9 protein-coding genes are annotated in these 13,220 nt (G+C 44.3%); 2 read left to right on the top strand and 7 right to left on the bottom strand.

Annotated features, from left to right (window positions below):
* The 6 genes from B3J29_RS03140 to B3J29_RS03165 form a co-directional block, all read right to left on the bottom strand.
* Complete coding sequence (locus tag B3J29_RS03140) at positions 1-2,838, bottom strand: monovalent cation/H+ antiporter subunit A (RefSeq protein WP_175966274.1); 2,838 nt, start codon at positions 2,836-2,838, stop codon at positions 1-3.
* 437 nt (positions 2,839-3,275) lie between these two features.
* The gene (locus B3J29_RS03145) at positions 3,276-4,667 is read right to left on the bottom strand and encodes an AAA family ATPase (protein WP_175966273.1); all 1,392 of its coding nucleotides are present in this window, start codon (positions 4,665-4,667) and stop codon (positions 3,276-3,278) included.
* A 39-nt stretch (positions 4,668-4,706) separates the two neighbouring features.
* The gene (locus tag B3J29_RS03150) at positions 4,707-6,209 is read right to left on the bottom strand and encodes an AAA family ATPase (RefSeq protein WP_034590271.1); all 1,503 of its coding nucleotides are present in this window, start codon (positions 6,207-6,209) and stop codon (positions 4,707-4,709) included.
* A 19-nt stretch (positions 6,210-6,228) separates the two neighbouring features.
* The gene (hisIE, locus tag B3J29_RS03155; RefSeq protein WP_004787175.1) at positions 6,229-7,011 is read right to left on the bottom strand and encodes a bifunctional phosphoribosyl-AMP cyclohydrolase/phosphoribosyl-ATP diphosphatase HisIE; all 783 of its coding nucleotides are present in this window, start codon (positions 7,009-7,011) and stop codon (positions 6,229-6,231) included.
* A gap of 215 nt (positions 7,012-7,226) precedes the next feature.
* Entirely contained in the window at positions 7,227-8,114 is an 888-nt protein-coding gene (locus B3J29_RS03160) for an SDR family NAD(P)-dependent oxidoreductase (protein ID WP_004787173.1), read from the bottom strand.
* 284 nt (positions 8,115-8,398) lie between these two features.
* A complete protein-coding gene (locus B3J29_RS03165) occupies positions 8,399-9,676 on the bottom strand; it encodes an O-acetylhomoserine aminocarboxypropyltransferase/cysteine synthase family protein (RefSeq protein WP_175966271.1) in 1,278 nt (425 codons plus the stop codon).
* Between the two features lie 318 nt (positions 9,677-9,994).
* On the opposite strand from B3J29_RS03165, the gene ettA reads away from it, so the two are divergent.
* Positions 9,995-11,656, top strand: a complete 1,662-nt coding sequence (gene ettA / locus B3J29_RS03170) for an energy-dependent translational throttle protein EttA (RefSeq protein ID WP_005233568.1) — start codon at positions 9,995-9,997, stop codon at positions 11,654-11,656.
* A 43-nt stretch (positions 11,657-11,699) separates the two neighbouring features.
* Here ettA and B3J29_RS03175 read toward each other — a convergent pair whose 3' ends face one another.
* Positions 11,700-12,110: an SEL1-like repeat protein gene (locus tag B3J29_RS03175; RefSeq protein ID WP_175966269.1), complete on the bottom strand. Its 411-nt coding sequence runs from the start codon at positions 12,108-12,110 to the stop codon at positions 11,700-11,702.
* Between the two features lie 339 nt (positions 12,111-12,449).
* Between B3J29_RS03175 and B3J29_RS03180 the strand changes: the two genes are divergently transcribed.
* Positions 12,450-13,202 carry an IS5 family transposase gene (locus tag B3J29_RS03180; protein ID WP_004782589.1) on the top strand — a complete coding sequence of 251 codons (753 nt, stop codon included), beginning with the start codon at positions 12,450-12,452 and terminating at the stop codon, positions 13,200-13,202.
* Positions 13,203-13,220 lie beyond the last annotated feature (18 nt).

Below are 13,220 nucleotides of genomic sequence, written 5' to 3' on the forward strand. Positions count from 1 at the left end.
TTATCCTCTTGGTACTGGGCCAGTCATACTTGAGTGACGGGAGTCACCCAGAACGGAAATCATCAGCATGGTCGCCCCGACTACGGTGACATAGACACCGACATCGAATAGGGCAGCAGAAGCGAGATGCATATCGCCAAGTAATGGTGGATGGACATGAATATGAGCACTGGTCAGGAAAGGACGTGACCAGAACCAGGCTGCGATGCCAGTTAGGCCTGCAATAGTCAGGCCGATACCAATCCAGATCTCATAGAGACGTCCAGATTTAGCTCCCAGCATTTTTTCTGCATGATCCTGACCAATGGCAACGTATTGAATGATCAAGGCCAATGAGGTGATCAGACCGGCAATAAAACCGCCACCCGGAAGATTATGGCCGCGCATAAAGATATACAGACTAACCACTAGGGCTACCGGTAAAATCCATGATGCGGTAATACGCAGCATCAAAGGGGAGGGGTTAAAACGGTAAGTCAGGCCTTGAGTAATGGTGGTGCCATGAGCACGCATACCGTCCATCAGGCTCAGCACCCCGATTGCGGCAATTCCAAGTACGGTAATCTCGCCGAAGGTATCGAAACCACGAAAATCGACCAGAATTACATTGACGACGTTTGTACCGCCACCAAGCGGAATCGATTGTTGGATGAAGAACCAGGAAATTGAATTATGGTCACGCGTCATAACCAGCCAGGCAACTGTTGCAATTCCTAGACCTCCGCAGACTGCAATCACTGCATCTCGCCAGCGTCGGGTCGGGCTGGATTCATAAGGCGTCAGTTGTGGCAGTAGAGACAGGCTCATCAGTAGCAGAACCGTCGTTACTACATCGACTGTAATCTGGGTTAAAGCCAAGTCGGGTGCCGAGAAACCAATGAAAACCATGGTGACGACCAGACCGACCGCACCACTGATCAGGATGGCCTTAATCCGTTCATGATGGAACCAAAGCATCATCCAGCAGGCAGAGAACAGCAATAACCATAGAACGATGGCCAGAACCGGTGCATGGGTCAGTTCCCGGCTACCGGTATCAATCCCATTGACTACAAGAGGGTAGCCCACCAGACCAATGGTAAACAGTACAATCCATAAAATATAACTTTGCAGTTTGCCATTTTCAGTCGCACGGCGGAAACGTCTTGAATTCAGTAACAGATTTTTCAGGAACAGATCAAATAGTACACGACCTTGAAGTTTGCCGAGTTTTGGATCCAGATCAATTTCCCGAATTGCGCCGCCTTTGGCCAGTGCAAAATAGAAAATCGCACCGCCGAATATCGCAATAATACTCATCACCAAAGGTAGATTAATACCGTGCCAAAGGGCGAGATGAGTGCCTTCAAAGGCGAAATTCTGGGTTGACGCTTGTGTGGTGCTATTTACAATCTTTTCGACCAGTAATCCTGGTAACAGGCCGACTGCGATACACAGGAAAGCCAGTAAAATAGCCGGTGCACGCATACCAAATGGTGGCTCATGCACATCTTTATTTGGGACTTGCTGGCCTAATGGACCATCAAAAAACACGCCATGTACCAGACGAATCGAATAGGTGACAGCGAAAATCCCGGCCAGTGTTCCTGCAATAGCTGCACCGATCATGACTGGGCCACTTAAGTTTGCGACCAGTTCGGTAAAGAACATCTCTTTGGACAAGAAACCATTAGTTAATGGAATACCAGCCATGGAGGCGGCAGTGATCATGGTCAGCGTTGCGGTAAAAGGCAGCATTTGCCAAAGACCGGACAATTTTCGCAGATCCCGGGTACCGGATTCATGGTCAATGATCCCGGCAATCATGAACAAAGCAGCTTTAAAGGTTGCATGGTTAATGATATGGAAAATTGCTGCTGCGACGGCGAGTGGTGAGCCAATACCCAGCAGACACATGATCAGGCCTAAATGGCTAATAGTTGAATAGGCCAACAGACCTTTCAGATCTTCTTTAAAGATGGCAAAGAATGCTGCCACACATAGGGTAAATAACCCGATAAAAGTAACAATATTATGGAACAGCGCCGCGCCTGCAAAAATTGGCAATAAACGCGCAACTAAAAACAGGCCCGCTTTGACCATAGTGGCAGAGTGCAGATAGGCAGACACCGGCGTCGGTGCTGCCATGGCATTTGGTAACCAGAAGTGAAATGGGAACTGCGCACTTTTGGTAAAAGCACCGAGTAGAATTAATAATAATGTCGGTACAAATAGAGCATGCGCCTGAATCTGTTCGCCCATCATCAGGATCTGGTCAATCTGATAGGTACCCGTAATCTGTCCAAGCAGAATAAAACCACCCAGCATAGATAAGCCGCCCATCCCGGTAATGGTCAGAGCCATACGAGAGCCGCGTTGAGCCGCTTCGTAATTGCTCCAGTAACCCACCAGCAGGAAAGAAGAAATACTGGTGAGTTCCCAAAAGATCAGGAGAATCAGAAGATTATTAGACAATGAAATGCCGAGCATCGCTGCCATAAACAGCATCAGCAGGAAATACAGTTTACTTAGAGAGTTTTTAGGGCTGAGATAGTAATAGGCATAGATATAAATCAGGGTGCCAATTCCACTAATCAGCAGAGCAAACAGCATGCCCAAAGCATCCAGCCGGAAACTGAAATCGATTCCAAGCTGGGGTAGCCAGGACCAAGTCTGGGTAATTACCGTTCCATTAAATACAGCAGGCGCCTGACTCAACAGTAATAAGAAACTGCTGAGACTGACGGCAATTGCTCCTAAAGCCGTTACCCCGCGTGAAAATTGCTTCAGCCACGAGACAAGGGTTGTGCCTAATACTAACGGTAACAATATAATAATTGGCAGCACACTCGTATCCATTGTCGTGATATAGGTTAAGGTCAACCTAGGGTGAATCTTTATCTTTCAAGGATTACAGGACCGCAAAGAGCGACCCAAAACTTCTCGATCTTGAAAGCCAGAATGATATTCAAACAGAATAAAACAGTTGTATTGCGCAACTTATAAACGATAGCAAATTCCGATTTTACAACGAAAATTGCAAGTAAAACCGATCATATTACAGGATAACCACAACATCAATGTTTTTATGTAGAACTTGTAGATTATATGTAAGCTTGGTTTTGATATGGGGTGCATGCTTGAACATCTCGTACAAATTTGACCGAAAATAAAGATCAAACTCCCTGCATTTATTGATAAAAATTTATAACTTCTTGATCAGGAATGCAGAAAATCCAAACCTATTCTTGCATCCTGATTTTATTTTTTAAATTGCATTATCGTTTCAGGACTATTTAAGAAGATTGAGGCAAGCTTTGTGAATTATCCTGACTCAAGAGCTGTAAAAGCTCCTGTTGCTGTTCTGCGCTTAGCTGTTCCTGAATCAGTTGCAGAACAGACTGAGCCGTCAGGTTGGCTGTTTCTGGTTCTTGAAGTGCATCTTCAACTTTTTCTATATCATTATGATTTTGGCTAATCTCAAGCAACTCTGCATAGAAGTGATCATACTGAACCTGCATTGGATTCAGATGGATGTGATGCAGCTGTTTATTTTCCAGTTTTAGACACTGAAAATCCTGAGCCTGTTCCAGCAATTCCGGCCGGTTTCCAGTCACAATAATCTGCAAGTTAGGAAACGCTTGATGCAGACGCGGTAAAATGACGGCAGCCATGTCCTGATCCAGTTGATGGTCAATTTCATCAATCAGCAAAATGCCAGTACCCTCCTGACAAGGAAATAAGCTGTGTGGATTAAGCAGACAAAGGCGTCGTACAATATCTCCCACTAGTGCAATCCAGTTCCGGATACTGCTCGACAACTGCTGAAAGCTAAAAGTGTGATCCTGATAACGCACCATTAATTGCAGCTTGGGCTGGTAATCGAGATAAATCTGGCGAAGTTCCGGCAGCACAATGGATAAAGCTTCACGCAAAGCAGTCAGGCTTGGCGTATGCATATGCGCTTTGGCTTTTTCAATTTGCTGGGCCAGCTGATCTGTTTGAATATCGTCCGATTGCTGTAACGCCTGATCTAGAATCTGGTCAATGATCTTGGCACTTTGTGCATTTTCAATATCACTGACTTCACGAAACCATTCAAAGAAACGTGCAAAAGTCGTAAAAGGAATGGCAGTAATTTCATAGGCATGCGCAGTCTGAAAAATGGCTTGATTATTTTTGCTGAGTAAATTGATTTCATTGACGAAGCGTTCAGCCGGATAATAGGCGACCATAGGCAGACCGAGCAAAGGGTCATGTTGCCTTGCCTTTTGATAGAGATTCACCATGGCATCGAGTTGCTGGGTTTCCGCTTTGGCAAAGCCAATGCCCTGACTATTTAAAGTTTTGTATAACTGCCAGGAACAGGATTGGGCAGGGGCTACTTCCCCCTGTGCTGATTCAGGTAATGATCCCAAATCATCAGGAAAACGCACCTGGATATCAATTTTGGATTGCAGGCGGTTTTGCAGGATATCCTGATCCAGCATGCTTAAACCTGCAGTACGCAAGTCGCGAAAACGGGCAGAAAACCAGGTTAAAGCCTGATAACTCAAGCGCAGCAAGGTGGTTTTACCTGAACCCTGATCACCCAGAATTAAAGTCACAGGTGATTTTTGCAGATCAAAATCGAGCTGGATATTAGAAAAGTGCAGAGCATGTTTGAGTTGTATTTTTTCGATGTGCATGGATCACCTGTAGCGTGATTTTTACATCTATGTTTTACCTTAGCCGACGGCTTGGCGCAGTGACTGTGGCATCCTGATTTTCAGTTGTTGAATGAGGTCATAAATGTGATGAATATTTAAGCTTACTTTAGCACGAGTACAAGCCACGTACAGCAGACGTAACTCTTCGTCACTAATTTTATGGTCTTTCTCGTTCAGCTTGAACTGGTAATCATCTTCAATATGCACACGATCCCATTCCAAACCTTTGGCCTTATGCGCGGTAGAGATAATGTAGTCCGCTTGCCCGATTGGCGTGATTTTGGCGAGGGCAGTTTTCAGGGGATCAGTACCATGTTCATCGACCAGTTTGACTAAAGGCTTGATATCACTGCCTTCATTGGTCTCACAGTATTCGTGTACATCATGCCATGAGTTAAACCAGGCCAGTTCAGGCACATCAACTACACGCTTGCCCTGTTTCAGCATCGCAGCGGCATCAACAAAACGGTTCAGTTTGACATGATCCGCTTGCAGGCTGACTTTATCGCCACGTACTAAACCGGCAAGTAATAGTTCCATAGCACGCGCATTGGTCCGGCATAGAATCGCATCGCGTAATTTAGTGTGCGGTTTATTGACGACTTTGGAGTTTAAGTGCGGATTACCGAGTAAGGGCACGGTTTCATTCAATGCTCCCAAAATCGCATTGGCATTTAACGCAATTTCAGGCCCGAAACGGAATGAAGTGGTCAGACGAGATTCGGGTAGCGGCAGCTGCTGCATGGCATTCACTGCGCCACGCCAGGCATAAATCTGCTGATGCGCATCGCCGACATAGATGACCTGAGTGCTACGCTGTTTCAGCAAAATTCCCAGCATCAGTGGGTCGGCATCCTGTGCTTCATCAAACAGCACATAGTCGGCAGGAATATTGGGCTCAGACAATGCCCAAAGTTTCAGGTAAATATCATGCCCAATCCCGGCCTGATGATTGGGATCAATTGACTCTAGCCAACGCCGTTCAACTGCTGGATAAAGTTTCTTTTGCAGTGCTTCAATATCATCTGGATGTAGCCAGCTCGGTGCCTGAATATGCCGCGGGGCAGGATATTGCGAACTGGTCGAGCAGAAATAGCCAACTGCATTCGCGACCAGACTAGCCAGACGCGAAGGCATCAGTACATACTTTTCATAGCGTCCGCCCATCATCCGGCGCAAGGTCATCGGTTCAAGGCGATATTCCTTGGCAATAAAGCTTGGACTTAAACGTGGTAGGCGTAGCTTATCCGTGACTCCACGTGGAACACTGCGAAAAGCCAGAGAGTGAAATGTTCGGCAGTCCACACCACGATGAAACTTGTTTTGTGCTTCTGAGGCAATCGATTTATTAAACGCCAGATACATGCCGCGCCGTTCCGGCATGGCATCACTGATCATTTGCAGGGTGGTGGTTTTACCTGTGCCCGCATAGGCAATGACTTTAAAAGATTTTCCCAGACGTGCGTTATCAATGGCAGTGGCCTGCTCATAGGTCGCTTTGGGTTTTTGCAGATCAGACACAGGTAGATTCATTCACGATTTAATGTTGGCGATTGGCTTTTTCAACCAGACCGGATAGACCCTGACGGCGTGCCAGTTCATTCAGGACCAGTTGCGGATCCAGGTCGAAGTAACCGAGCATCACAATGGTATGGAACCATAAATCAGCCACTTCATAGATCAGGTCATTCTTGTTGTCTTCAGAGGCTTCAGTTTTGAAATCTTTAGCCGCGATCACGGTCTCAAAGCTTTCTTCACCGACTTTTTCCAGAATCTTGTTGAGGCCTTTATGGTACAGCTTAGCCACATAAGAGGATTCCGGATCAGCTTTCTTACGCTCTATCATCATCTCGCCCAAGTATGACAATACTTCAACTTGTTCAGACTGAGCGGTTGAGGCATTCATGGCAAGGGTATGTGGATTTGTTGATTTTTCACCGTAAATCGCAGCAGGATCTTTGATTTGTGCATCCACAATTTCCCAGCCATTCGGTGTCAGTTTGCGGTAGAAACATGATTCACGACCAGTATGGCAGGCAATACCACCATGCTGTTCAATCTGTAAAATAATCACGTCAGCATCACAGTCCAGACGGATTTCATGCACAGTCTGGAAATGACCAGATTCTTCGCCCTTATGCCATAGCTTATTGCGCGAACGGGAGAAATACACTGCCTGATTTTTTTCAGCAGTTAAATCCAGCGCTTCACGGTTCATCCAGGCGACCATCAATACACGACCAGTTTGATGGTGCTGAGCAATGGCAGGGATCAGACCTTGTTCGTTAAATTTTACTTCATCGAGCCATTGCACGTTGTTCATAAGGGTTTCCATTAATTGAATCAGAATATAAAAAGATGGATAGGAAATATCCGTCCATAGTGTACGTGATCTCGTCGCATTTGCGGCAAAAATCTGTGCCTGAAAAGACAAGATGTGTCGTTAGGCGCATTCTGATTATAAACCTGAGGGATTGAATCTCTAAAGTGCAGAAATAAAATAGCCGCCCTTAGGCGGCCAGAATATTCTTGACGAAATTACCAGTGCTCACCCGGGAAGATTCGCGCATAGGCCTTTTGTACCCAGTTCAGTTTTTGTGGCTGACCCACTGATGCTGAAGAGCTTGGGAACAGGTTATAACCGATCGACATCAGGACATTGTTGATGTCTGGTGCAATCGCATAGGTAATCGAAGCCAGACGTCCCAAATTGGTTGCGACTTTCTTCGGACGTTTCACAATCGCATAAGCAACCAGTTCAGCTGCCTGTTCCGGAGACAGGGTAGGCACATATTTATAGATCTTGGTCGGTGCGATCATTGGTGTACGAACCAAAGGCATATAAATTGAAGTGATTGCAATTTTATGTGAATGGACTTCTGCAGACAGACAGCGGCTGAAAGCATCCAGTGCCGCTTTAGATGCGACATAAGCCGAGAAGCGGGTGGCGTTCGCCAATACACCAATCGAGCTGATATTGATGATATGACCTGCACGGCGAATCATCATTTGCGGCAGGATATTCATCACCAGGCGCACTGCACCAAAATAATTTAGCTGCATGGTACGTTCAAAATCATGAAAACGATCTACTGATTCATGCACCGCACGGCGAATCGAGCGGCCCGCATTGTTAATCAGGATATCGATATGGTCGACTGAAGCAATAATCTGTTTGGACACTTCATCAATGGATTCCATATTGTTGAGATCACATGGAAATACCGAAGCTTTACCGCCTTTGGATTCAATTTCTTTTTTTACTTGTTCTAGGGTGTCTTTGGTACGCGCGACCAGTAAAACATGTGCGCCAGCATCTGCCAGCTGATGTGCCGTCGTTAAACCTATACCACTGGATGCGCCTGTAATGAGAACAGTTTTACCTGCAATACGTTTTTCCAATTGTTTCTGTAGTCTAGTTTTCACGTTTGTTATCCCTAATTTGAAGACTGCGTTCAAATTATTTTTATTAAAAAATCAAAGATGGCTCTAACAGAGATAAGAGCGAAGATGATAACTAATTATTTAAGAAAATCTATACATTAAACTATTGAAAATAAAATAAAAAATTAGAGTAATTGCTCTATTTGTGTTCGCCGTTTCAATTGATTTTTATCATAAAAATAAATCACAAAGCAAGTGATTGTATTCAAAAAATAAATAAAAAAACTCCAGCATTTTTGCTGGAGTTTTCTGCTTTAAAATGGCGCTTAAACTGCTGTGAGAGATTGTTCCAGATCCGCAATCAGGTCATCAATATGTTCAATCCCGATTGATAAACGAACCATATCTTCACTCACACCTGCTGATTTAAGCTCTTCAGGATTGAGCTGGCGGTGGGTGGTGGTTGCAGGATGACAGGCGAGACTCTTGGCATCCCCAATATTGACCAGACGGGTGAACAGTTGCAGGGCATCAATAAAACGGGCACCGCCTTCACGACCACCTTCTACACCAAAAGTCAGAATGGCAGACGGTTTACCTTTCACATATTTTTGTGCCAAAGCATGCTGCGGGTGATCTTTCAGGCCAGCATAATTGACCCATTTTACTTTCGGATGTTGTTGTAAATATTCTGCAACCTTCAGCGCATTTTCAGTATGACGTTCCATACGCAGGCTCAAAGTTTCCAAGCCTTGCAGAATTAAAAATACATTTTGTGGGCTGATCGCTGCCCCGGTATTACGCAGAGGTACGACACGAGCACGCGCTATATACGCCGCTTCACCTAAAGCTTCGACATAATTCACACCATGATAACTCGGATCCGGTGTATTCAAAGCAGGGAAACGCTCGGCATGTTGCCCCCATGGGAACTTGCCACTATCCACGATAATGCCGCCAATCGAATTCCCGTGACCACCAATATATTTGGTCAGTGAATGCACCACGATGTCGGCACCGAAATCAAAAGATTTCTGTAGGACTGGGGTGGCAACTGTATTATCAACGATGACTGGTATGCCATATTCATGGGCAATCTTGGAAATCGCTTCCAGATCAATGATATTACCTAGTGGATTACCGATCGATTCCACAAAAACCAGTTTGGTTTTGTCATCAATTAGGCCACGTAATGCCTCTGGGTTTTGATAATCAAAGAAGCGAATTTCAATCCCTTGTTTAGGCAGCGTATGCGCAAACAGGTTATAGGTGCCGCCATATAAAGTAGACACTGAAGCAATATTGTCACCCGCTTCACCAATGGTCTGAATCGCATAGGTAATCGCAGCCATACCCGAAGCCAATGCCAGCGCACCAATCCCGCCTTCCATAGCTGCAATACGTTGTTCCAGCACTGCCGTGGTTGGGTTCATGATACGGGTATAAATATTGCCCTGAACTTTTAAATCAAACAGGTCTGCACCGTGCTGAGTATTGTCAAAAGCATATGAGGTAGTTTGATAAATGGGAACCGCAACAGCTTTAGTAGTAGGTTCCGGGCTATAGCCTGCGTGAATCGCTAAAGTTTCTGCTTTATAAGTCATGATCGTTGGTCTTCTTGTGTTTTCTGCTGTATTGAAACTGCTCAAATATTAGCACTTGAAATATGAAGAAAAGTGCATATTTATTCAAATAAATATCTTAATTAACGATATAGCATCAGCAAAATAATGCAAGTTTAGGTGTCAGAAATACTGTTTGAAAAATAAACAGGATTAAACTTGTAACAAGGCATTAACTTCACGTGAATGGCTTATGTTTTGAAGACTTTCTGCGTATAATAGCCGATTATTTTTTCGCTCATGATTGAGCAGGGGAAGTTTGTTTCTTCCCCATTTGGTTTTTCAATTGAGGAGTCCTACGTGGCCCAATATATTTATACGATGAACCGAGTGTCCAAGATGGTTCCGCCAAAGCGCGAAATTCTCAAGGATATCTCCTTATCATTTTTCCCAGGCGCAAAAATTGGTGTGCTTGGTCTGAACGGTGCAGGTAAATCTACTTTGCTTCGTATTATGGCGGGCGTAGATAAAGATTTCTCTGGTGAAGCACGTGCGCAACCGGGTATCAAAATCGGTTACCTCGAGCAAGAACCACCACTTGATCCAACCAAAGACGTTCGTGGCAACGTTGAAGACGGCGTACGTGAAGCACTTGATGCATTAGAACGCCTTGATCAGGTATTTGCAGACTATGCAGATCCGGATGCAGACTTCGATGCTTTGGCGAAAGAACAGGAAAAACTGGAAGCGATTATCCAGACTTGGGATGCGCATAACCTGAATAACCAGTTGGAACAGGCTGCAGCAGCATTGAACCTGCCAGCATGGGATGCAGATGTAACCATGCTTTCAGGTGGTGAACGCCGTCGTGTTGCATTATGTCGTTTACTGCTGTCTAAACCAGACATGCTGCTTCTCGACGAACCGACCAACCACTTGGATGCAGAATCTGTATCTTGGCTGGAACGCTTCCTGAAAGACTTTCCGGGCACCATCGTGGCGATTACGCACGACCGTTACTTCCTGGATAACGTGGCCGAGTGGATTCTGGAGCTTGACCGCGGACATGGTATTCCTTACCAAGGTAACTATTCTTCTTGGCTGGAACAGAAAAATGCGCGTTTAGAACAAGAGAATAAACAGGAAGAATCTTTTGCTAAAGCATTGAAAAAAGAACTTGAATGGGTTCGTTCAAATGCGAAAGGCCAGCAGAAGAAAAACAAAGCACGTATGGAACGTTTCGAAGAGCTTAACTCTCGTGAATTCCAGCAACGTAACGAAACTTCTGAAATCTACATTCCACCTGGTCCACGTCTGGGCAACAAGGTGGTTGAAGTTGAAGGGATCAGCAAATCCTTTGGTGACAAACTGCTGTATAAAGACCTGTCTTTCACAGTACCACCAACAGCGATTGTCGGTATCGTAGGTCCAAACGGTGCAGGTAAAACTACACTGTTCCGTATGATGACGGGCGAACAGCAACCGGATACTGGTACAGTGACTTTAGGTGATTCTGTAAAAGTTGCTTATGTGGGTCAGATTCGTGACACCCTGGATGACAATAAAACCGTTTGGGAAGAAGTGTCTGGCGGTCTGGACATCCTGAAAGTGGGTGATTATGAAATTGCATCTCGTGCTTATATTGGACGCTTTAACTTTAAAGGCCAAGATCAGCAAAAACGCGTAGGTGAATTGTCAGGTGGTGAGCGTAACCGTTTACAACTTGCGAAAATCCTGCAACAAGGTGCGAACGTAATCCTGCTCGATGAACCATCAAACGACTTGGACGTAGAAACTTTACGTGCGTTAGAAGATGCAATTCTGGTCTTCCCGGGCTGTGTGATGGTGGTATCGCATGACCGTTGGTTCCTAGATCGTATTGCGACTCACATCTTGTCATTTGAAGATGAGACTCCAGAGTTCTTCACCGGTAACTATACCGAGTTTGAAGAATATCGCCGTAAGAAATATGGTGATGATCTAGCAGCGAAGCGTCAGAAATACCGCAAAATTGGTGCTTAATCAAAGCGCGTAAAAAAACCAGCCTTTGGGCTGGTTTTTTTATTTAATATTGGACACTCATTTGGCTATAAGTATTCGATAACAACCGCGCAGCTTTTAAATGACCTTGCTGTTTAGCCTTATTCAGCCATTCTTCAGCATGAAAATAATTCTGATCTAAACCTAGACTACCTTTAAGAAAGTGTTTACCTAATCGGTATTGCGCTTCGGTGTGTCCACGTGTTGCTGCACTTAAGTAGTTCCAGAAAGCATTTCGTTGATAACTTTCTTGCTGCTCTAACTGCGTAATTTGAAAATGTTCGGCTTGGCGTTGCTTTAAAATATGGCAAAGCTTTTCAAGCTGCACAGCTTCCAGATAATAGGTGTCTGCTTCAGAAATAGAATTTTCTATTTCCGAACCTGTAGGTTTATCATGAGAAAACAGAAAATGTATGACTTTTTTGAGTTTAAGCATTTTTATTCCTCACCTTTGCCATTATTAATAATTAATTAAACTATCCACTAAAGACTACAATATAAAGCGATTTTATTTCGGTAATGAATTGCATGCTTTTAGTCTCATGTTGATATTTTTGTGTATTTAATGAGCAAAAACAAGCAGTAGGAATAAAAAAAAACTTCATTTTAAAAGTGAAGTAAATTGGAAGAAATATGAATTTGTTGTTCTAGTCGACATTTTGATATTAAGGGTTAAAAGATTTAGGGCGTGTTGAACATTGGGTATAAATTAATGGCAAAAAAAATAGCGAACGGTTAATCTTTAAGTTCTCACACAAAAAAGATATCGTTCGCTATGCCTCGCACCATGCTCAAAGATGAACACTGGACAAGACTGAAACCTATATTACTAGAACTTAATATCTATGACAAAGGAAATCTTAGACAAACGGTTGAAGGCGTGCTTTATCGCATGCGTGTTGGCTGTCCTTGGCGCGACTTACCCGAGTATTTTGGCAAGCCTAATACCATCTATAAAGCTTACCAGCGCTGGTTTCGCAGTAATAAGCTGATTGCATTATTTACGTTACTGATCAAAGACGCAGACCTTGAGTGGGTCTTTATCGATGGCACTCATATTAAAGCGCATCAGCACAGCAATGGAGGCAACGAGAACCTACAATCCATTAGCAAAAGTGTGGCAGGCCGCGCGACCAAGATTCACTTAGCAGTTGATGCTCATGGCAATCCGATTATCTTTCTTTTATCAGATGGCACAACCCACGATGTCAAAGTCGCACCTGATTTAATAGATAAGGTTAATTTGAGCGATACAGAGGTTTTATGTGCCGATAAAGGCTATGATTCTGATGCACTACGAGCCCATATTGAACAAGCAGGGACGCATAATAACATCCCTCGAAAACGAAACACTCAGTCTTCTAACGACCATATGGACTGGGACTTGTATAAAGCCAGGCATCTAGTAGAAAATGCTTTCGCTAAGCTAAAACAGTATAGGGCGGTTGCCACCAGATTTGATAAGCTCAAGCAGAGTTATGAAAATACGGTCGCTCTTGCTTGTGCTTATATCTGGCTCAAATTATGAATGTTCAACAGGCTCTAG

Source organism: Acinetobacter sp. UBA5984 (genome assembly GCF_002429925.1).
Taxonomy (GTDB): Bacteria; Pseudomonadota; Gammaproteobacteria; order Pseudomonadales; family Moraxellaceae; genus Acinetobacter; species Acinetobacter variabilis.